Genomic DNA, 21,708 nt, shown 5'->3' on the forward strand with positions numbered 1-21,708 from the left:
CACGATTCCTGAAGACTTAAATGGCGACGGTATCTTAAATGCAGACGAGCTCGGCACAGACGGCAGCTTCAATGCACAAGTGGCGTTGGGACCTGATGCAGTCGACGGCACCGTGGTGAATGTGAACGGTACTAACTACACCGTGACAGCAGCGGATATTACCAACGGCTTTATCACCGCAGCGATTCCTGTGACAGGCGAAGGCCCTGTGACCATCCATGCAGAAGCAGTGGATGCCGAAGGTAACCTGGATGTTGCAGATGCAGATGTAACGGTAACTCTAGATGTTACTCCACCTGATATCACTACAACTGTGTTAGCAATTGACCCAGTTACTGCTGATAACATCTTGGATGCGACAGAAGCTGGTGGATCAGTGACCTTAACAGGTACATTGACAAACATTCCTGCAGATGCGGCAACAACAGGTGTTGTGGTTACTATAAATGATGTTGACTACGTTGCGACTGTAGATGCCATAGCTGGTACTTGGACAGTTGATGTGTTAGGTAGTGACCTTGCAGCAGATGCAGATTTAACAGTTGATGCCACTGCGACATTTACAGATCTTGCTGGAAATAGTAGTAACGTTCAAGATACGCAAATTTATACTCTTGCAAGCTCTATTATTGCTTTCGATAACACTGATACAGCGGTACTCGCACCTCAACCATTGCTTGTACAAGACGATGCAGCACTAGGAAGTAATACTTATCTAGCACTTGTATCACTTGCTGGACTTGATTTGCAGTTAGGATCAGAGTCAATTGGCTTTACGGTAGCTCCTGACCAAGAAGGAACAGCAACATTTACATACAGTGCATTACTCGGTGCAGATGTTTTATCTGATTACTCATTGGTACTACAAAAACTAGACCCAGTAACAGGTGATTGGACTTCTGTTTACGGTGGTGGTGAAGCTGATATTCTAGATTTAACTCTGCTAGGTGGAACTCCGAGTGTAGTTATTGACGGATTAGAGGAAGGCACATACCGTGCGTTCATGACATATAATGGATTAGCTGGTATTGGTTTACTTGGTACATTAACAGGCACAATGGATGTTTATGACACAACACAAGTAGGCGGCTACTATACTGAAGTTGCTGATGGTAATGTCATTACAGAAATAAATGATGTTGGTCAAGTAGACGTTGTGACTCCAACAACTGTTGTAAGCGCAGTTAACGGTCAACCTGTTCTAGCAGATGGTACGATCATTAATGGTACTTACGGTACCTTGGAAATCAATCTTGATGGTTCATACATTTATACGCCTACTGCAAGTGCAGCAGGTGTGGGTCAAACAGATGTATTTGTTTACACATTAACTGACCCTCTGACTGGTGATACGGCTCAAGCAAATCTCAATATCCAATTGAGTTCTGTAAAAGCGGTGGATAATGTTGTAACAGCAGAAATTAACCCAGAACCATTGCTTGTTGCTGATGATGTAGCGTTAGGCAGTGCGGATTATCTTGTAGCTGTATCGTTAGCTGGTCTGGATTTACAATTGCTTGGTAACGATGCAATTGAATTTACTGTTGATCCAAACCGTGAAGGCACAGCAACGTTTACTTTCGATGCCATAATCACAGCAGATTTACTCAGCGATTATGCGATTGTTGTTCAAAAATTTGATGAAACAACAGGTGAATGGGTATCGATTGGTGGTACTAACCCAGAAGCATCACTCATTGATCTATCACTAATCGGTGGTACACCAACTGCTGTACTTGAAGGATTGGATGCTGGTCAATACCGTGCATTCATTGGATATGAAGGTTTAGTCGGTGTAGGTTTAGGCGGAACATTAACTGGTACGATGGATGTCTACAATCCATACATCGTGGCTGGTTACTCAGTTGAGCCGATCTCTGGCAATGTCATCAAAGATGCAAGCCTCACTGGTGAAGTTGATGCGGCAAGTAGCAATGCTGTGATCTCTGAAGTGAATGGTGTTACGGTTGATCCAGTTGCTGGTGCAACGATCACTGGCGCATACGGTACATTGGTGATCGACCAAGATGGTAACTACACCTATACCCCAACTGTAGATGGTGCAAACCTAGGTCAGGTAGATCAATTTACCTACACCTTGCTTGATCCTGTAACAGGTAACACTTCTGAGGCGACACTTTATGTTCGTCTCGATAGTGACAGTGTAGATATGACCTGGAACGATGCAGATCCATCTCAACCAGCTGTAATTACTAGTCCGCTTCCAGTAGATGCGATGGATAACGTTGCTTCAGCTGAAATAGACATGGTTTATCCTGTAACGACTGAGGTACTTGATAACGCGATTAGCTACAGCTGGTTACTCGGTGTGGGTGGTATCGTTATCGGAGCTAAAGAAGGTACAGCGACATTTACAGTTGATCCAGGTAATCTGACAGATGCCATTATTGCAGTGAACTTTGGTTCGGTTGCTACGGTTGTCGACGGTTTACATGTGGTATTAACACGAGTAAATCCAGATGGCACTCGTACTGTAGTTGCGGATAGTTCTGATACTGGCGTGATTGATTTGTTAGGTATCTTCGGCTCTGAAGTTCAATTCAAGATTGATAACTTAAGTGCTGGTACTTACGAGTTGTTCATGGAAAGCAACACACTTCTTACTGCTTTAGGTAGTGTTACTGCGGATATCACGCTGAATCATGGTGATATTACTCAACCACCTGTACTGGTTGTTGACCCTGTAACTGGTAATGTGCTCTCTGACGATAACTCTGCTGTTTATGGTACAAATTATGTACCAGACTACATTACAACAACTTCAGTCGTAACCATAGTGACTGCTGAAAATGGTAATACAGAGTCGGTTGTAGTCGGTACTCCAGCAACGGTTGTGGGTGTATATGGAACTCTGACTATTAATGCAGATGGTACTTATAGTTATCAGGCAACTGCGGATATGGCGAATGTAGGTAAAGTTGATAGCTTCACTTACACAGTGACAGATCCAGTGACTGGTAGAACTGATACCGCTACATTACATGTTCAAGTTGGTTCACCAGATGTTGATGTAACTTGGAATACAGCAGATCCTTCGGCAGATGCTACACTTCCAACACCGTCTGTAACAGCTGATATAGATGATGCAACAATCAGTATGTCACCAGTGGTAGATCCAGTTGTGGATGTGGTGAGTGGTAATGTGACCATCGGTAACTTGGTTGGTTTCCCAATCCCGCTTCCTGTACTCAGTAGTACTGTAACATCAGACCAGTTTGTGATTGCTGCAAATACAGTAAGTGATGTACATGTACAGCTAAACTACACTGCGACGTTGAGTCTGTCTGCTTTCCCAACAACTGGATATACAATTCAGCAGTTCGTTGGTGGAACATGGGTAGATACAGCATACTCTGGTTCTGCAACAGCATTGGCAGGAGTGTTGGGTGCTCCAGCATACTCAGCAGATATACCGCATTTATCAGCAGGTACTTATCGAGTTGTATTCAGTCTATCCAGTGTACTTTCACTAGGTGTGGTAACTCTAGACTCTGTAGTAACAACTACAGCGACTCATCTAGACCAATACACACCAGATGGTCAAACCGACTGGATTACTGGAAACGTCCTTACTAATGATGTAGTAGAAGGTACTCAACTCTATGTAATGAACTCAACAACTGGCACTTATGAACTAGCTGCTGGTCAAGGAGTGAATACAGGTGAAGGTACATTGTATCTATACAATGATGGTTCTTACTTCTACAAACCATTAGACAGCGCGGCAAATGCGACTGTTGATGTGATTGATTACAAGTTGGTTTCAGTGATCGATGGTAGTGAATACACTTCTTCATTGACGATTAACTTGAGTCAAGAGTTGAATAGCCTTGCAGTAAGTACTGCGGCAAATGATACATTTGCTCTTGGTAATGGCTCTGATACCTTGATCTACAACACATTAACTGCTGCAAGCGTAACTAACGCAACTGGTGGTAACACAACAGGTGGTGGTGTAGATGTATGGACTGACTTCCATGTAGGTGATACTGCAACAGATGATCAGGCTGATAAGATTGACTTAAGTAACTTGTTAATTGGTTCTCAAACTAACTTAACAATCGGTCAATATGTGACAGTAAGTTATGATGCTGGTACTCAAACTGCGACAATCAGCGTAGACCGTGATGGTGGAGTACTTGTAGAAGGTACTTACACTGAAACACCATTGCTTCAATTGACTAACCTCACTGGTCCAGTCACATTGAATGACTTGATCAACAATGGTCAAATCATTTTCTAATCTGACAATCGACTTATAAAAAAAGAGCCTTCGGGCTCTTTTTTACGTCTAAACAATACGTTAACTTAGCTTTTTATATGTTCATGCTATGATGGATTGAAAACTTTATAGAACAACAAATAACGGATAGGGACTGATTTCGAGTGACAGCATTTTTAAACTTCCAAAGACAACTGAACCTTTGGTTAGAACATATCGCTCCCCATGTTTCAGATCATCAGAAAGAAACGATTTTATTTATATCATTTGGTCCCAAAGACCAAAGATGTAATGTCTGGCATAGTGAAAAAACAAGCTTTTCTCAAGCAAAAATACAATTATTAGCTTTCATTAATGACCAGTTTGCACATGAGTCACTTGTTGATTATATAAAAATTGATGTTGCATATAATTTAACGAAACAAGCTTGGAAAGTAGTAGAGCAGCAAGTCCATCATCAATTTCACAATAACCACTACCGTAAAGGTATTGGGTTTGATGAACAATGTTCAGTGGCTTTTCTGGAGCAAGAGATTTATGGAAAAGCAATTATTCGAGGTTTGAGCTATGACAAACCCAACTTTTTTGATGAAACAAACCTAAATTATGCAATTAAGCAAAAATATAACTCGACTAAACCACAGATTAAACTACAAGAGCTACAAGACATTTGGACTTTTGATACCTACGCAGCATTTTATGAAAATGGGCAATTCATTAATTTAGCGAGCGGTTATGATGCGAATGGTATTAGGGCGATTTCGAGCAATAAGAAACAGCATTTTCAGTCGTTAATTGAAAAAAATTCGGCATTTTTGCATGATCAAATTCAAGAAAATGGCAAATTCATCTATGGCTATTTTTCTGCCTATGATCGAGATATTCGTAACTACAATACGGTACGCCACTGTACCTCAGTGTATGCCTTACTAGAAACATTTGAAGTGCAGAGCAAACCAGAATATTGGCCCAAGATACATGCTGCTATCCAATATGCACTGACCAACTTTTATAAAGAAAAAGACTCAGAAACTGCTTTCATGATTGATGGTAAAGAAGGGGAATTTGAAATTAAATTAGGTGCCAATGCGGCTGCTATTTTAATGTTCACTAAATATCAAGAAATTACTCAAAAAAATGATTATCAAAAATATGCAGAAAAACTAGCAAATGGTATTTTAAAATTAGTCGATTCAAATGGCTCAACCACTCATGTATTAAATTATCCAGATTATGATTTAAAAGAAAAATTCAGAATTATTTATTATGATGGTGAGGCTGCTTTAGCTTTATTAAGGTTATATCAAATTAACCAAGATTCTAGATTATTAGAAACTGTTAAATTAATGTTTGAATGTTTTATTGAAAATAGATACGAAAAATATCATGACCATTGGTTAAGTTATTGTACCAATGAGCTTACAAAAATATGTCCTGAAGATAAATATTTTATTTTTGGTTTAAATAATTATTTAAAACATTTTATTTTTATTCGTAACCGAAAAACAACGTATGCGACCTTATTAGAAATGTTAATGGCTGCTTATAAAATGGTTAGCCGCTTAAAAGAGCAGGGGCGGACAGCACTTTTTGAGCAGGCGTATATGCCTGAGCTTCAAAAATTAATTGAGTTTAGAACTGATTTTCAAACAACAGGATTTTTTTATCCGGAAGTGGCTATGTATATGGCACGACCAGATAAAATTTTACATGCATTTTATATTCGTCATGACCGTTTTCGAGTAAGGATTGATGACCAAGAGCATAACTTATCGGGTTACATCGCTTACGTTAAAGATTACAAAGGTGATGAGCTATGAAGTATCAACCCGTTGAAATCAAGTTATTAGCACATATCGACACTACAAATTTTGATGAAGCTGTATGGCAATTCGAATTTGACGATGACATCTCCATGTTATTGCTGATCGACTATGCATTAGAACAATTTCAGCAAAAAAGTGTACTGGCTCAAGACGTCTATGTTGTGCCACAAAATATGAATAAGCACATTGGGCAGCAAAATTTAGGTTTAAAAGCATCTGAAAAGTATACATTTACTAAACTGTTCCAGTTCTTAATTTTTACTCAAGCAGTAGATGTAAAAGAAGCTTTAAGTAATATGCTCTGCGGTACAAATGAGCAAGCTTATTTAATTTTGTCAAAAAGAGCCGCTGCCTATAACTTAACTTTAAAAAATGAAGCTACCCAAAATCAACTAACGCATTTGTTTCTATTACTCAGAAAAATTTATAGCTATTCCAATGAAATAAAAAAGCTCTTCTTTATAAAAGAGCTGAATTTTAAAGGTAAGTCTTATCTCCCTCAGACACCATTAATGGGACAGAATGTAGTAGAGGTCTTATATCTTACAAACTCATTTAGAAAAATTTATCTGACGTTCTTTGAAGAAAACCAAACGATCGGTTTCTTTTCTTTCTTAGATGATATTCATCGTGCTGAGCACTTGATTCCTTATTATCACTGTTTTCAAGCACAGACGGTAAGACCTAAAGTTTGCTCAGCTCCAAGTGGCATTATTAATATTTTAGGCGATACCTACTTTGGGGAAATCTACACTGAAAAGCGTAAGGCTAGAGGGCAAATAGATGCTCTGCAACAGTATGGATATGACTATTCTTTTAAAAAAATAAAAGCTTTTTTAGGTGAACATGACTTAAATATTGCTAACTTTGAAGCGGTATTTTCTTTAGAAAACCAATCTCCTTTAGATCATAAAAAGCCTTTTATTCTTAAAGCTGATGTTCAACAAACATTAGCAGCATTCAAAAATATACACCTTAATCATGTGGTGTTGGCAAATAACCATCTAAAAGACTATGGGGATCGTGGGCTGACCTATACATTACAACAGTTGGATCAGGCTAACATTTCTTATATCGGGGCAGGTGTAAACCAAAAAGATGCTCATAACTACTTTGAGCTCTCTTTTGAAAATAAGCGTTATGCTATTTTTAACGGATACTGGCACAGAGACACTGCCTATCTCGATTATGATTTTTATGCTTTAGGTCATAAGAGTGGGGTTGCGTGTTTAAATGGCGTTTTACTTGAACAAATAGGTCGCTATAGGCTGACTCATCCTGAACATAAAGTTATTGTTATTTGCCATTGGGGTATCGACTTTAAGCCCATTACAAAAGAGCAGAGTAAGCTTGCTGCGATTCTAACCCAAGCTGGCGCTGACCTGATCATTGGTCATGGTGCTCATACTATTCAACCTGTCCAGATCATCAACCAAAAGCCAGTCGTGTTTGGTATTGGAAATGCTGTGTTTAATAGCAATGGCGAATATGATAAACACAATGCTTTACCATTTGGCTGTATAGCAAGGTTAGATTTATCAAAAGACTTACTTCGCCTTTATCCAATTTACACCAATAATTTGAAAACATTTTGGCAACCGTATCCAGTCGATGCTGAAGATTTCTTAAAGGCCAGCACTTACATGACATCTTTACTGACCCCTGAAAATTACATCGCTACCCAAGATAACTTAGGAGCATATATTGAAATTAAATTTTAGGGATATTGTTTGTATGTCGATAAAATAGTTTGAAGTTGTACTGGCGTAAATCCTAAATTTCTTAAGCCACCACTGCCTAATTTACATTCGGCGCTTGCCATGATGTTGGTTGGAGTACGTTTTGTAGCTTTTGGCGCACAAACATGTTTTAGACCAAACACATGTCCCATTTCATGCACGCTACCAGCCTGAATATTATAATTAAGTCGGTTCCAGTCTAATAAAATAAAAGGTTTGCCATTATTGCGAAACGCTCTACTCGTTACATCTTCAAATTTCCATTTCGTTGAGTAGGCATCATAAATAAAAACAATCACTTCTTTACTTGCAGTTCGTTTCGGAAAACACGTATTTACACTGGCAGGAATGGTTTCAATCGTAATTGGGTAGGGCTGATTAATCTGTTGTTTTAAATCACAATGTAATTTTGAAAACTCTTCATAAGGAATATAACGATGTAATTTAAATTTAAAAATTTTATTATTTTTATCATCTACATAGTATTTATTTAATATTTTAATTTCCTTACGCATCTGTTGATAATTATCAAACTTTGTAGCTTCTGGAGAGTTGGTTGTAAAAACAAAAGTGACTGAAATAATAGGGCGGCCATCTGTGGAGACTTTAGGTGTTTCTCCTAAAGGAAGAGGAGGGCGTGTAGTACAAGAAACGCATAGTAAAGTGCCAGTAATCACCAGTAATGTTTTTTTCATGCAGATTTCCCTCAAGCCCACCTTGGATTGCATTTAGTTTTGTTCAAAATTTTTTATATGATATGAATGATGTCAATTTTTATGGAGTCCATTTTGACAACTCAGTATGAACTACATCGGCAAATTTTAGAAGTCATTGCTTTGATTCCTTACGGAAAAGTTGCAACCTATGGACAAGTGGCTCGTATGGCAGGATTACCAAAACATGCAAGATTAGTCGGCTATGTATTGAAACATCTTGAAGCTGATCATCAAGTTCCTTGGTATCGTGTAATTAATTCTCAAGGCAAAATTAGCCTAAGTAAATTTAATGAAAAAGGTGAAAATATTCAGCAATTAAAATTGGAAGCTGAAGGTGTCTATTTGTTAAATGGTAAAGTTGACTTAAAGCAGTTTGCTTGGCAGCCTTAATATTTATGTTAGTGAGTAAATACACATGCAAAAGAATAATAAATGGTGTAGTGGAGCAGTATTACTTTTAAGTTTGATGGCGCAGGTGAGTTATGCTGAAAAGGATATTTCAACTCAACCTTTTGCAAATATAAAGGCTTCTCAGCAAGACATAGATTTGATATGCAAGCAACTGAGACAGAAATGCAGTGGTGAAGCTATCCTGTGGAAGGGAAAAAATACGCAAGATCTAGTTTATTACCTAATAGATGAAAGTCCACAAATTGTTCAGGTTAAGAAGCAAAATAATCAATATAAAGTAGTTGATCAATGGGACTTTAAAGATTATCAACATAATAATAAAGAGCCTCACACCGATGATTTGGCACCAGATGGATTACAAATCTTTCCAGCTTTATATCCATTAAATAAAAATGAGTATGCAATAGCAGTAGTTAATAGATGGTTTACGGGTTACTCAGGAGGAGGGCGTTTTGAAGAAAATGCTGACTTCATTAAGCTCAAACCTCATGGGAAGTATCAAGTTGCACTAAAAGATATTGCTTTTTCTTCACGAGAAATGATTCGAGCATGTTTTTCAGAACAAGATTATAAAAAATCGCCCCATTGTCATGATGAGGCATGGATGATACTAAACATTCAATTTAAAGATGTGGGACAACCATATTATTTATGGCAATTAAATTATAAAAATTATTCTTGGGAAGCTTTCAAAAGTAAAAAAACGATAACGGTTGAGCAATCGCGTGAAGAGGTTATGCCTTTTAAGAAATAGAAGCCTATCTTGCTCACTTTAGCCAGACAGGCATTCTCACTTTAGCGAACAATTAACACGGGAATATGGCTTTCCCCTAAAACTTTTTGTGCAACACTTCCTAACACAAGTTTTCGGACTCCTGTGCGTCCATGAGAACCCATGACAATCAGATCTGCATTTAAGTCTTGAGCAGCTTGAATGATTTCCTCATGTACAACAAAGCCTTCCAACAGTTTGGTTTCAATAGTAATGCCTTCGTTGGCAAATTCTTGTTTTGCTTGTTCTAAAATGTCGAGTAAATAAGCTCGTGTGCGTTCAATCAACTCATTAGTTTGACCAGTTTTTACGTAGACATCAGCAATAAATGGATCAAGTGCCATCACTTGTACAACTGTAATTTTACTATTTAACGCTTTTCCCAGCTTAATAGCCTCTTTCATGGCGACCATAGAAGTTTCAGAACCGTCAATTGGAACCAGAATATGTTGATATAACATGAGTATTTTCCTTATTGTAATGATGCTTATTTATTAATACTTTATACTTATTTTTTGACGATTTAAATTCAAGCACGTAATCATTTGTGATTTTATAACAACAAATTTTGTAGGTAAATTTTTATAAAATGCGCAAATTTTCTATATGCGTAGATAAAGCATCAATATCGTCAGTTTGAAGATATTCACGTATTTTCAAAATTTGCTTCTCATCTAAATCATAAAGTTTTAAAGCAAGTAGTTTGTCGATTTGTTCTTGAGGAAAGCGATATTTAATAATTTTCGCAGGCACTCCACCTACAATTGCATAGGGAGGAACATCTTTAGTTACTATGGCTCCAGTGGCGACCACTGCGCCTTCACCTAGTTTGACACCTTGCATAATCATTGCACGGCTACCAACCCAGCAGCCATCAGCAATAATAGTATCGCCAGCCGCCAGAAAACTACGAGTATCAAAAGGAAAAGTTGAAATCCAGTCGGGTCTATGAAGCTGATTACCACCCATCATGATTACACACTCAGCGCCAAAACAAACAAAATTGCCAATATAAAGTTGGTCAATTGGTTTTTCTGGCGTTGAAGCTTTGTCATGTAAATAACGGACTACACAACGTTCAAAGCCTTGATCCCAATAGGCCGAATAATAAGAATAATTTCCTTTAATATGGATATTTGGATTTTTCACAGTTTTTGAAATAAACTCAAATTCACACCAATGACGAACAGGAGTGTTAATTAAAGGAGTATCCATAAGTATTTTTCCAAAAAGTATATCAACGCTTGAACTAAAAAACCCCTCTTTAAGAGGGGTTGTTTGTACATTATCTTAGAGATATTCTACACTTACAATTTCATATTCCACTTCGCCTTGAGGAGTAACGATTTTTACTTCATCACCTTCACTCTTGCTCAAAAGGCCACGTGCGATTGGTGAGTTCACTGAGATTTTATTGATTTTAAAATCAGCTTCATCATCACCAACAATTTTATAAGTCTTGCGTTCTTCAGTATCAAGGTTTTCAATCGTTACCGTAACACCGAATACAACACGACCGTTTTGTTCTAAGTCTTTAACATCGATGACTTGTGAAGCACCCAATTTTCCTTCGATATCTTGGATGCGTCCTTCACAGAAACCTTGCTGTTCACGAGCAGCATGGTATTCTGCATTTTCTTTTAAGTCCCCATGTTCACGTGCTTCAGCAATTGCTTGAGTAATACGTGGACGTTCAACAGATTTCAGATGTTGTAATTCTTTCTCTAAGGCGATTTTACCTTCAGGGGTCATTGGATAACGTTGCATTTCGGTCCCTCTTAAGTTGAGAAAACACAGTTAAAAAAATGAAAAAATCCCGCCACCGATAAGGTGACGGGACTTATCGGTAAAAAAATTAACCTACAGTTAAATCTTGCAAGCGGTATACATCCATTGGCAATTTCACAGCAAAGGCTTGGCAAACAGCTTCTGCACCATTGATAGTCGTTGTGTAATACACTTTGCCTTGTAGGGCAGCACGACGAATCATTGCAGAGTCATATTGAGCCTGTTTACCTTCAGTGGTATTGACAATAAGGTGTATTTCACCATTTTTCAAGCGGTCAACAATATGTGGACGACCTTCAGTAACTTTATTAACAGATTCGCATTCTAAACCTGCTTCTTTAAGCACTTGGTAAGTACCACCTGTTGCAACAAGCTTGAAGCCATATTCAACTAATTTCTTAGCGATATCAGCGATGTATTTCTTGTCAGATTCACGTACTGATAAGAAAGCATGTTTTACTTCGCCTTCAGTTGGTAAACCAGGTAAACGTTCATTTGAGCCTAAAACAGCTTTATAGAATGCTTCACCAAATGTTTTACCTACGCCCATCACTTCACCTGTAGATTTCATCTCAGGTCCAAGCATAGGGTCTACGCCTTGGAATTTAGCGAATGGGAAAACGGCTTCCTTCACAGCAAAGTGAGTTGGAATGATTTCTTTAGTAAATCCTTGAGACTCAAGAGATTGACCTGCCATACAACGCGCAGCAACTTTCGCTAAAGAATCTCCAATACACTTAGATACGAATGGAACTGTACGTGAAGCACGTGGGTTAACTTCTAGAACGTAAATATCGTCACCTTTTACAGCGAACTGAACGTTCATCAAGCCAACAACACCAAGTTCTTTTGCCATCGCAATTGTTTGACGACGCATTTCATCCTGAATTTCTTTTGATAAAGAATAAGGAGGAATTGAACATGCAGAGTCACCTGAGTGAATACCCGCTTGTTCGATATGCTGCATGATGCCGCCGATCACAACGTCTTTACCGTCAGATACACAGTCAACATCAACTTCAGTTGCGTCATCTAGGAAACGGTCAAGAAGAACAGGGGCTTCATTAGATGCTTGAACTGCTTCACGAAGGTAACGTTTAAGTTCTTCTTCGTTATATACGATTTCCATTGCACGACCACCTAATACATAAGATGGGCGAACAACAAGCGGATAACCTACTTTTGCAGCTTCAGAGATACCTTCTTCAGCAGATTTTACAATGCTGTTGTTTGGTTGACGAAGCTGTAAACGTTGGATCATTTGTTGGAAACGTTCACGGTCTTCAGCACGGTCAATCGCATCTGGTGATGTACCGATAATTGGAGTACCTGCTTCTTCTAAAGCACGTGCCAATTTAAGCGGAGTTTGACCACCGTACTGTACGATTACGCCTTTAGGCTTCTCTGTACGTACGATTTCAAGTACATCTTCAAGTGTTACAGGCTCGAAGTATAGACGGTCAGATGTGTCATAGTCGGTAGAAACAGTTTCAGGGTTACAGTTCACCATGATTGTTTCATAACCGTCTTCACGCATAGCTAAGGCAGCATGTACACAGCAGTAGTCAAATTCGATACCTTGACCAATACGGTTTGGACCGCCACCAATCACCATGATCTTGTCACGGTTTGATGGATTTGCTTCACATTCTTCATCGTAAGTTGAATACATGTATGCAGTACCAGACTCAAACTCTGCTGCACATGTATCAACACGTTTGTAGACTGGATAAACACCCAAGTTCCAACGTTGTTTACGGAATTGCTTTTGTGAAATGCCCATGAGGTGAGCAATACGAAGGTCAGATAAACCTTTACGCTTGAACGAACGGATGTTGTCAGCGTTTAAGTCACCAAAACCTAAAGTTTTCACTTGAGCTTCAGTTTTAACGATGTCTTGAATTTGGATAAGGAACCAGCGGTCAATCTTAGTCGCTTCAAAAACTTCATCTAAAGAGAAACCATGACGGAAAGCATCCGCTACGTACCAGATACGCTCAGGACCCGGAACTTTAAGTTCTTTTAGAATAATTTCTTTTGCATTTGTTGCACCAGCTTCGATTTTTTCATCAAAACCGCTTACACCAACTTCAAGACCACGTAATGCTTTTTGTACAGATTCTTGGAAGTTACGGCCAATTGCCATCACTTCACCAACAGATTTCATCTGAGTGGTAAGAACTGGTTCAGCTTGCGGGAATTTCTCGAAGTTAAAACGAGGAATTTTCGTTACAACATAGTCAATTGATGGTTCGAAGCTTGCAGGAGTCACGCCACCAGTGATGTCATTTTTCAATTCATCAAGGGTATAACCAACAGCAAGTTTTGCTGCGATTTTAGCAATCGGGAAGCCTGTTGCTTTAGAAGCAAGTGCAGATGAACGAGATACACGAGGGTTCATCTCGATAACAACCATACGGCCGTCTTTCGGGTTAATACCGAACTGAACGTTAGAACCGCCTGTCTCAACACCAATTTCACGAAGAACTGCAACCGAAGCGTTACGCATCAATTGGTATTCTTTGTCAGTTAATGTCTGAGCTGGTGCTACAGTGATTGAGTCACCAGTGTGTACGCCCATTGGGTCGAAGTTTTCGATCGCACATACGATAATACAGTTGTCATTTTTGTCACGAACAACTTCCATTTCGTATTCTTTCCAACCAATTAAAGATTCATCGATCAATAACTGGTGAGTAGGAGAGAGATCAAAACCACGTTCACAAATCTCAAGGAATTCTTCACGGTTATATGCAATACCGCCACCCGAACCACCCATTGTGAATGATGGACGGATAATTACCGGGAAACCAAAGCGTGACTGGATTTCTAAAGCTTCTTCCATTGTTTCAGCAATGGCAGCTTTTGGACATTCCAAGCCAATTTTACGCATAGCGATATCGAAGAGTTTACGATCTTCGGCTTTCTCAATTGCGTCTTTAGTTGCACCAATTAATTCAACATTATATTTTTCAAGAACGCCGTGCTCATCAAGTGCAAGAGCACAGTTCAATGCAGTTTGGCCACCCATAGTTGGCAATACTGCATCTGGGCGTTCTTTTTCAATAATCTGTGCAACTGTTTGCCAAGTAATTGGCTCAATATATGTTGCATCAGCCATTGAAGGGTCTGTCATAATGGTTGCTGGGTTAGAGTTAACCAAAATAACACGGTAGCCTTCTTCACGAAGCGCTTTACACGCTTGAGCACCTGAGTAGTCAAACTCACATGCCTGACCAATCACAATCGGGCCAGCACCAATAATTAAGATGCTTTTAATATCCGTACGTTTAGGCATTATTCGCTCCTTAATTACTGTTTAGATGCTTCGATAAGTTCGATGAAGTGATCGAACAATGGGGCACAATCATGTGGACCTGGGCTTGCTTCAGGATGACCTTGGAAGCTGAAAGCTGGTTTGTCTGTACGGTGAATCCCTTGTAAGGTGCCATCGAACAATGATTTATGCGTTGCTTTTAAGTTAGCCGGTAAAGTTTCAGCATCTACAGCGAAACCATGGTTTTGTGAAGTAATCATCACTGTACCATCTTCAAGATTTTGTACAGGGTGGTTAGCACCGTGGTGACCATGGTTCATTTTTACAGTTTTTGCACCAGAAGCGAGTGCCAAGATTTGGTGGCCTAAGCAAATACCAAATACAGGTAATGTTGTGGTTTCAACAATAGTTTTTACAGCTTCGATTGCATAATCACAAGCAGCTGGATCGCCAGGGCCATTTGAAAGGAATACGCCATCCGGATTAAGTGCCAATACTTTTTCAGCCGGAGTTTCTGCAGGTACAACGGTTAATTTGCAACCGCGGTCTGCAAGCATACGCAAGATGTTGGTTTTGACACCGTAATCGTATGCAACTACATGATATTTTAATTCAGGTTGAGAGAAGCCTTGGCCTAGAGTCCATGAACCTTCAGACCATTCAAAACCAGTTGGATCGCAACATTCTTTTGCAAGGTCTAAACCGTTTAAGCCACCAAAAGCGCGAGCTTTGGCAATTGCTTCTTCTTCAGTAATATTTTCGCCAGCAAGGATGCAACCATTTTGTGCACCTTTGTCACGCAAAATACGTGTTAATTTACGTGTATCAATATCCGCGATTGCAACAACATTGTGTTCTTGCAAATATTCACTCAAAGACTGCTCAGCACGGAAGTTACTGTGTAGTAGAGGAAGGTCACGAATAATTAAACCATTCGCCCATACTTTATGGATACGACCAGATTCAACGTCTTCTGCGTTGCAGCCAGTGTTTCCAATATGAGGGTAAGTTAATGTCACAATTTGTTGTGCATAACTTGGGTCAGTCAAAATTTCTTGATAGCCTGTCATGGCTGTGTTAAAAACGACTTCTCCAGTCGTACTTCCCGTTGCGCCGATTGACGTTCCTTTAAAGATCGTTCCATCTGCGAGGGCTAAAATGGCGGGGGTGCTCAAACCAAAGCTCCTGAATTTCGGCTGTAAAAAAGCGAGTAGACCCAAAAAAGATAGGCGATGTTGTGATAAAACATGCCCCTCCCTATCGGTCTGCTCGCTTGTAACTTAACAGCGCATTATACGCATGGAACCTCAAAAAGTCTATTTATTTTCTGCTAAAAAACATAATTCATTGCTTGATTTTTACAAAAAAAATTATCAGCTCATCCGAATCAGTTACTTTTGATAAATTGTCTAACAATTTGCTGGCTGAATTTTTAGAACTGGATTTATTGTATTGCTAGTTAAAAAATAAACAATATGAGGAAATAGCATGAGTAATGATCAAGTTTCAAAAGATGTGAGCGAGAAAGCTCAAGCAGTCGTTGATTCAGTAAAAGCTGAGGTGAATGAAGTGAAAGAAACCGTAGCTGCTACTACAACTAAAGCGAAAAGAACAGTAACTGCTAAAACTGCGCAAGTCAAAGAAAGTGTTGCCGAGAAAACTGAGCAGATTAAAGAAGTTGCTACAGAAGCGAAAACTCAGGTGAAAGAAGCTATTACTGAAACTCAAGAGCAGGTCAAAGAAGTTTTAAGTGAAACTCAAGAAAAAATTGAAGCTGAAACTCATGAGTTAAACAAGAATATTCAAAATCAATTTATTCAAATTAAACAAGATATTCTACAACGTCTTGATGTGATTAAAGCTCAGTTTAGCACTTCACAAGAAGGACTATCTGAACTTAAAAATGCTTTGAAAGCAGAAATTAACGCGCTTATCGAAGATTTGACTAAAGTCAGTAAAGAATTGAAAGGTGATATTAGCCAGATTTCTTTGAAGCACAAAGATTCTTTAAGTGAAAGTATTAAGCGTACTAAAAATAATGCAGTTGAAGCCTGGAATAAAGCACGAGATAACTAATGATCTTAGCTTTTGGCCAGCTATAAAAAAGCGAGAATTAATTTCTCGCTTTTTTATTTTTAAAACTGATGTAACCAGTCACGCTTATTATGGAAATCTGCACTTTTTCCACTATGCTGCATTGCATAGTACTGGATACCTTCTTTGGTTTTTAAAACTGCAGTTAAACCTAAATAAAGGTTTGCCCATTTCAAGCGATGCTGTTGCATAAATTGTCCCAAATCAAGACTAACATTTAAGCCATAATGAGTACGCTTGAGATGGTTCAGTTCGATATCGTAAGCAGCAAGGGGAGGCATACTTTCTGGATAGCGATATTCTTCAAACTGATAAGACTGCCATGCTTGAGAAGGGGAAAGATTAATTTCCCGATAATAATCTTCATCATGCACGCCAACAAAAATTTCGAAACAAGTTTCTTCCCACAAAAAATCCTGACGAGGATTAGCCGTGACTTCTTGGGGCCAGACAATGAGTTGATTTGGATCACGAATCCAAAAACCGACATTTAAGGTGTGCGGTGCTTGCTGTTCAATTGCGCCAACAACAGAAACAGCATGAAAACGATCAAAAGCTGAAAGTTCGTAACTTGCCATAGTTTGTCAAATCAAATTAGTTTGCTAAATGAGCGTGGCGAACAAGATTAGACAAATGCTGGTTTTGTTTAGCTGCTTTTTTGTAAAGTAAAACAATTTTACCAATCTTTTGCACAGCTTCTGCACCAGTAGCTTCTACAATTGCATCAATTACAGCAGTACGTGCTTCACGGTCTTCACCAGCAACTTTAACTTTGATAAGTTCGTGGTCGTTTAAAGCACGAAGAGTTTCTTCGATAACAGCATCTGTTAAGCCTTGTCCACCAATCATGACAACCGGATTAAGCACATGACCAATTTGACGTAAACGTTTACGTTCATGGATAGATAAAGCGGCCATTAAAAATACCTGATTTTAAAAACGACTTAGTATAGCAAAAAACTTAAATTCAGATGTACGAAAAACTGTATAAATAATCGATCAACATTATTGAAAAAAAACTGTAAAACTTGGTGAGATTACGCTACATCCGTACTGTAATGAGAGTAATTTTCACGTACAATGAACGATCAGAAGTTTTTTTGATATTTAGTGAGTTATGGCAACACGCATTACAAACCAGAAATTGTCGAAAAGCAGTCGTGCGTGGATGAGGGAACATCTAGACGATCCTTTTGTAAAAAAAGCACAAAAGGAAGGATATCGTGCGCGAGCAGCATATAAACTTCTTGAAATCCAAGAAAAATATAAGTTGATCAAGCCAGGCATGACGGTAGTCGATTTGGGTGCAGCTCCTGGTAGCTGGTCTCAAATTGCTGGAAAACTTGTGGGTAGCAAAGGTTTAGTGATTGCTTCCGATATTTTGCCCATGGATGCTTTGCCTGATGTCACTTTCTTACAAGGCGACTTTAGAGAAGAAGCTGTATTTGAAAAATTGTTAAATATTTTAAATGGGCGACAAGTAGACATTGTAATTTCTGATATGGCCCCCAATACATCAGGTAATAGGGCTGTTGATCAACCTAGACAGATTTACTTATGTGAACTGGCTTTAGATTTTGCTCAAAAGGTTCTTGGTCCTAATGGACAGTTTGTGGTTAAAGTGTTCCAAGGCGCAGGATTTGATGAGTTTCGTAAACAAGTGGTTGATAGTTTTGATGTGTTAAAGACAGCAAAACCAGCAGCTTCTCGGGCACGCTCTAAAGAAGTTTTTTTGGTTGGACAAGGGCGTAAGAAAGCATTGCAATAAAGTTTACTTGCCAAGCTCCTAAAAATTGTGCATTTTGTACTTTTAGGTTATCCGCAAGCAATACAGTTGCTGTTTTTATGACGATCAGCCAAGATTAGGCATGATCAAATTAGATCGATATGGGAATAAAGCTTTGAGCGATTACTTCAAGAATGCCGTATTGTGGCTAATAATACTTGGTGTTCTGATTTTAATTTTCAGTAATATCAGTGACCGCAATAAGCCTACTGCGATGAAATATTCAGATTTCGTTGCAGCGGTGAATGCTGGCCAAATTAAGCAAGTCACAATTGACGGTTTAAATATTAATGGTGAAAAAACTAACGGATCACAGTTTGAAACTGTTCGTCCGCAAGTTGAAGACACTGAGCTTATGCCGAGCTTAAATAAGCAAAATGTTGTTGTAGAGGGAACAGCTCCTCAACGTCAAGGCATTTTGATGCAACTTCTCATTGCTAGTTTCCCTGTACTGTTAATCATTCTGTTATTCATGTTCTTTATGCGTAACATGGGTGGTGGTGCAGGCGGAAAAAATGGACCGATGAGCTTTGGTAAGTCGAAAGCAAAAATGCTTTCTGAAGACCAAATCAAAGTCAATTTTTCTGACGTTGCCGGCTGTGATGAAGCAAAACAAGAAGTTGTTGAAATTGTAGATTTCTTAAAAGACCCTGCAAAATTCAAACGTTTGGGCGCTACTATTCCTCGTGGCGTACTTATGGTTGGTCCTCCGGGTACTGGTAAAACGTTATTAGCCAAAGCAATTGCTGGTGAAGCTAAAGTTCCTTTCTTCAGCATTTCAGGTTCTGACTTTGTCGAAATGTTCGTGGGTGTGGGTGCGTCCCGTGTCCGTGATATGTTCGAGCAAGCGAAGCGTCATGCGCCTTGTATTATCTTTATTGACGAGATTGATGCAGTAGGTCGTCACCGTGGTTCAGGTACAGGTGGTGGTCATGATGAACGTGAGCAAACCTTGAACCAAATGCTTGTAGAGATGGATGGTTTTGAAGGTAACGAAGGTGTAATCGTAATTGCTGCGACGAACCGTGTTGATGTCTTGGATAAAGCATTATTACGTCCAGGTCGTTTTGACCGTCAAGTAATGGTAGGTTTACCTGACATTCGTGGTCGTGAGCAGATTCTGAATGTACATTTGAAAAAATTACCTTCAGTTACGGGTGTGGATGTTAAAGTTCTATCTCGTGGTACTCCAGGTTTCTCTGGTGCACAGTTGGCAAACCTTGTTAACGAAGCTGCATTATTTGCTGCACGCCGTAATAAGAACACTGTTGACATGCATGACTTTGAAGATGCAAAAGACAAAATCTACATGGGACCAGAGCGTAAATCGATGGTTCTACGTGAAGAAGAGCGTCGTGCAACTGCTTATCATGAAGCGGGTCATGCGATTGTTGCAGAGATTTTACCGGGTACAGATCCTGTTCATAAAGTAACGATTATGCCGCGTGGTTGGGCTTTAGGTGTAACTTGGCAGTTACCTGAACAAGACCAAATTAGCCACTATAAAGACAAGATGCTAAACGAAATTGCAATTTTGTTTGGTGGTCGTATTGCTGAAGAAGTATTTATCCAACAGCAATCTACTGGTGCTTCAAATGACTTTGAGCGAGCTACTAAAATGGCGCGTGCAATGGTTACGAAGTACGGTATGTCTGACAAAATGGGTGTAATGGTTTACGAAGATGAAAACCAAAATGGTTTCTTTGGTAATGTAGGAAGCCGTACGATTTCTGAAGCAACTCAACAGTTAGTTGATGAAGAAGTACGTCGTATTCTTGATGAGCAATATAAAGTTGCACGTAATATCTTAGAAGGTAATAAAGATATTGCACATGCGATGGTAAAAGCTTTGATGGAATGGGAAACTATTGATCGTGATCAAATCCGTGACATTATGGAAGGCCGTGAGCCACAACCGCCTAAAGTATATGTTGCTGAAAATCCAGTGGCTGCATTTGAACCACCAAAAGATGGTCCATCTACACCGCCACCATTACCAGCAATGAACTAATAGTTAGTTAATTAAAAAAGCCACAGTCATGTGGCTTTTTTTATGGGCTTGAGTTTGTTAAAAGCTAAAAACAAATCAACACCATATATAGATGATAATTGCTAAAATACAGCCTGATTTTAAACTGGAGCTTTTTATGCAACTAATGCCTTTGCCTCAACAGATTTTACAGTGTGGACAGCTTCAGTTAGATCTATCACAGCCTCACGTTATGGGCATATTAAATGTCACACCAGATTCTTTTAGTGATGGTGGAAAGCATAATCAAGTAGATCAAGCGATTGCTTATGCGCTAGCCATGGTAGAGCAAGGCGCTACCATTATTGATATTGGTGGTGAGTCTACCCGTCCAGGAGCATCTGAAGTAAGCGTAGAAGAAGAAATACGAAGAGTTGTGCCCGTAGTTGAAGCTTTAGCTAAACATAATATTGTTCTATCAATTGATACAAGTCAGCCTGATGTTATTTGTGCAGCGAAAGAAGCAGGAGCACATATTTGGAATGATGTACGTGCACTTACTCGTCCCAATGCTTTAAAAACGGCAGCAGATCTGGATATACCCGTAGTGATCATGCATATGCGTGGTGAACCGACTACAATGAATCAGTTAGACCAATATGCGGACGTAACCTTAGATGTTATAGCGGAGCTCCAGCAGCGCGTGAATGAAGCTTTAAATGCAGGTGTTAAAAAAAATAATATTATTATTGATCCTGGGTTTGGTTTTGCAAAAAATGCGCAGCAAAATTTAAGGCTACTAAAAGAATTTTGGAAGCTTGGTGAAATGGGTTATCCGATTTTATCTGGCCTTTCTCGTAAACGTTTTATTGGTGAAGCATTAAAGGGTGCAACTGCAGATCAGCGTGCGGTAGGAAGCGTTACTGGGCATTTGATTAGTATTCAGCAAGGAGCATCCATTGTTAGAGCGCATGATGTCAAAGCAATGACTGATGCAATTCTAGTTTGGAAGGCGATGATACAAGCTTAATAAAGTAGGCTTTATAAAAATCATCTAGCTCATTAATTTAATGAGCTAGATGATTGA

General features: G+C 39.1%; 17 protein-coding genes and 1 pseudogene. 10 read left to right on the forward strand and 8 right to left on the reverse strand.

All coding sequences use genetic code 11. The features are described 5' to 3' along the window. The 3 genes from MKX14_RS00005 to capA all read left to right on the forward strand — a co-directional run. A partial coding sequence (locus tag MKX14_RS00005) for a beta strand repeat-containing protein (protein ID WP_240281468.1) occupies positions 1–4,264 on the forward strand: 4,264 nt, incomplete at its 5' end. Positions 4,265–4,407: 143 nt separating this feature from the next. After that, positions 4,408–6,063, forward strand: coding sequence for a poly alpha-glucosyltransferase (locus MKX14_RS00010; protein ID WP_240281469.1), 1,656 nt, complete (start codon positions 4,408–4,410; stop codon positions 6,061–6,063). After that, on the forward strand, positions 6,060–7,790 hold the full coding sequence (gene capA / locus MKX14_RS00015; protein ID WP_240281470.1) for a CapA family protein: 1,731 nt from the start codon (positions 6,060–6,062) through the stop codon (positions 7,788–7,790). Before MKX14_RS00010 ends, capA begins: the two co-directional genes overlap by 4 nt. Here capA and MKX14_RS00020 read toward each other — a convergent pair. Further along, positions 7,787–8,503 carry a metalloprotease gene (locus MKX14_RS00020; protein ID WP_240281471.1) on the reverse strand — a complete coding sequence of 239 codons (717 nt, stop codon included), beginning with the start codon at positions 8,501–8,503 and terminating at the stop codon, positions 7,787–7,789. The two genes, capA and MKX14_RS00020, sit on opposite strands and share 4 nt — an antisense overlap. Before the next feature lie 81 nt (positions 8,504–8,584). On the opposite strand from MKX14_RS00020, the gene MKX14_RS00025 reads away from it, so the two are divergent. Continuing rightward, positions 8,585–8,914: an MGMT family protein gene (locus tag MKX14_RS00025; RefSeq protein WP_002115572.1), complete on the forward strand. Its 330-nt coding sequence runs from the start codon at positions 8,585–8,587 to the stop codon at positions 8,912–8,914. Positions 8,915–8,939: 25 nt separating this feature from the next. Next, positions 8,940–9,689 (forward strand): hypothetical protein, encoded by a 750-nt coding sequence (locus tag MKX14_RS00030; protein WP_240281472.1) that lies wholly within the window; start codon positions 8,940–8,942, stop codon positions 9,687–9,689. A gap of 41 nt (positions 9,690–9,730) precedes the next feature. On the opposite strand, the gene MKX14_RS00035 is transcribed toward MKX14_RS00030, so the two are convergent. From MKX14_RS00035 to carA, 5 genes are all read right to left on the reverse strand, one after another. Then, positions 9,731–10,168, reverse strand: a complete 438-nt coding sequence (locus MKX14_RS00035; protein WP_240281473.1) for a universal stress protein — start codon at positions 10,166–10,168, stop codon at positions 9,731–9,733. A 121-nt stretch (positions 10,169–10,289) separates the two neighbouring features. Beyond that, on the reverse strand, positions 10,290–10,922 hold the full coding sequence (locus MKX14_RS00040; RefSeq protein WP_240281474.1) for a CatB-related O-acetyltransferase: 633 nt from the start codon (positions 10,920–10,922) through the stop codon (positions 10,290–10,292). Positions 10,923–10,997: 75 nt separating this feature from the next. Next, complete coding sequence (gene greA / locus MKX14_RS00045) at positions 10,998–11,474, reverse strand: transcription elongation factor GreA (RefSeq protein WP_002115570.1); 477 nt, start codon at positions 11,472–11,474, stop codon at positions 10,998–11,000. Positions 11,475–11,562: 88 nt separating this feature from the next. Continuing rightward, the gene (carB, locus tag MKX14_RS00050) at positions 11,563–14,793 is read right to left on the reverse strand and encodes a carbamoyl-phosphate synthase large subunit (protein ID WP_005067595.1); all 3,231 of its coding nucleotides are present in this window, start codon (positions 14,791–14,793) and stop codon (positions 11,563–11,565) included. A gap of 14 nt (positions 14,794–14,807) precedes the next feature. Continuing rightward, entirely contained in the window at positions 14,808–15,947 is a 1,140-nt protein-coding gene (gene carA, locus MKX14_RS00055) for a glutamine-hydrolyzing carbamoyl-phosphate synthase small subunit (protein ID WP_005067597.1), read from the reverse strand. A 124-nt stretch (positions 15,948–16,071) separates the two neighbouring features. On the opposite strand from carA, the pseudogene MKX14_RS00060 reads away from it, so the two are divergent. Both MKX14_RS00060 and MKX14_RS00065 read left to right on the forward strand, forming a co-directional pair. Then, positions 16,072–16,231, forward strand: a pseudogene (locus MKX14_RS00060) (hypothetical protein). A 29-nt stretch (positions 16,232–16,260) separates the two neighbouring features. Then, complete coding sequence (locus MKX14_RS00065; RefSeq protein ID WP_033847991.1) at positions 16,261–16,848, forward strand: hypothetical protein; 588 nt, start codon at positions 16,261–16,263, stop codon at positions 16,846–16,848. 59 nt (positions 16,849–16,907) lie between these two features. Here MKX14_RS00065 and MKX14_RS00070 read toward each other — a convergent pair whose 3' ends face one another. After that, positions 16,908–17,444, reverse strand: coding sequence for a DOMON-like domain-containing protein (locus MKX14_RS00070; RefSeq protein WP_068531175.1), 537 nt, complete (start codon positions 17,442–17,444; stop codon positions 16,908–16,910). Positions 17,445–17,460: 16 nt separating this feature from the next. Next, the gene (yhbY, locus tag MKX14_RS00075; protein ID WP_002115576.1) at positions 17,461–17,784 is read right to left on the reverse strand and encodes a ribosome assembly RNA-binding protein YhbY; all 324 of its coding nucleotides are present in this window, start codon (positions 17,782–17,784) and stop codon (positions 17,461–17,463) included. Positions 17,785–17,983: 199 nt separating this feature from the next. Here yhbY and rlmE point away from each other — a divergent pair, with 199 nt between their 5' ends. The 3 genes from rlmE (at position 17,984) to folP (ending at position 21,651) form a co-directional block, all read left to right on the forward strand. Beyond that, positions 17,984–18,634: a 23S rRNA (uridine(2552)-2'-O)-methyltransferase RlmE gene (gene rlmE, locus MKX14_RS00080; protein ID WP_000235573.1), complete on the forward strand. Its 651-nt coding sequence runs from the start codon at positions 17,984–17,986 to the stop codon at positions 18,632–18,634. A 133-nt stretch (positions 18,635–18,767) separates the two neighbouring features. Continuing rightward, on the forward strand, positions 18,768–20,663 hold the full coding sequence (ftsH, locus tag MKX14_RS00085; protein ID WP_005803954.1) for an ATP-dependent zinc metalloprotease FtsH: 1,896 nt from the start codon (positions 18,768–18,770) through the stop codon (positions 20,661–20,663). A gap of 136 nt (positions 20,664–20,799) precedes the next feature. Then, the gene (gene folP / locus MKX14_RS00090) at positions 20,800–21,651 is read left to right on the forward strand and encodes a dihydropteroate synthase (protein ID WP_240281475.1); all 852 of its coding nucleotides are present in this window, start codon (positions 20,800–20,802) and stop codon (positions 21,649–21,651) included. Positions 21,652–21,708: the final 57 nt, after the last annotated feature.

It is taken from the genome of Acinetobacter pittii (assembly GCF_022449185.1).
Taxonomy (GTDB): Bacteria; Pseudomonadota; Gammaproteobacteria; order Pseudomonadales; family Moraxellaceae; genus Acinetobacter; species Acinetobacter pittii_I.

What these genes read in the sequence shown, in the direction of transcription:
- carB (WP_005067595.1), bottom strand. Translation starts at nt 14,793, where the DNA reads ATGCCTAAACGTACGGATATTAAAAGCATCTTAATTATTGGTGCTGGC.
- rlmE (WP_000235573.1), top strand. Translation starts at nt 17,984, where the DNA reads ATGGCAACACGCATTACAAACCAGAAATTGTCGAAAAGCAGTCGTGCG.
- folP (WP_240281475.1), top strand. Translation starts at nt 20,800, where the DNA reads ATGCAACTAATGCCTTTGCCTCAACAGATTTTACAGTGTGGACAGCTT.
- MKX14_RS00065 (WP_033847991.1), top strand. Translation starts at nt 16,261, where the DNA reads ATGAGTAATGATCAAGTTTCAAAAGATGTGAGCGAGAAAGCTCAAGCA.
- MKX14_RS00025 (WP_002115572.1), top strand. Translation starts at nt 8,585, where the DNA reads ATGGAGTCCATTTTGACAACTCAGTATGAACTACATCGGCAAATTTTA.
- MKX14_RS00035 (WP_240281473.1), bottom strand. Translation starts at nt 10,168, where the DNA reads ATGTTATATCAACATATTCTGGTTCCAATTGACGGTTCTGAAACTTCT.
- MKX14_RS00040 (WP_240281474.1), bottom strand. Translation starts at nt 10,922, where the DNA reads ATGGATACTCCTTTAATTAACACTCCTGTTCGTCATTGGTGTGAATTT.
- greA (WP_002115570.1), bottom strand. Translation starts at nt 11,474, where the DNA reads ATGCAACGTTATCCAATGACCCCTGAAGGTAAAATCGCCTTAGAGAAA.
- MKX14_RS00030 (WP_240281472.1), top strand. Translation starts at nt 8,940, where the DNA reads ATGCAAAAGAATAATAAATGGTGTAGTGGAGCAGTATTACTTTTAAGT.
- yhbY (WP_002115576.1), bottom strand. Translation starts at nt 17,784, where the DNA reads ATGGCCGCTTTATCTATCCATGAACGTAAACGTTTACGTCAAATTGGT.
- capA (WP_240281470.1), top strand. Translation starts at nt 6,060, where the DNA reads ATGAAGTATCAACCCGTTGAAATCAAGTTATTAGCACATATCGACACT.
- MKX14_RS00070 (WP_068531175.1), bottom strand. Translation starts at nt 17,444, where the DNA reads ATGGCAAGTTACGAACTTTCAGCTTTTGATCGTTTTCATGCTGTTTCT.
- MKX14_RS00020 (WP_240281471.1), bottom strand. Translation starts at nt 8,503, where the DNA reads ATGAAAAAAACATTACTGGTGATTACTGGCACTTTACTATGCGTTTCT.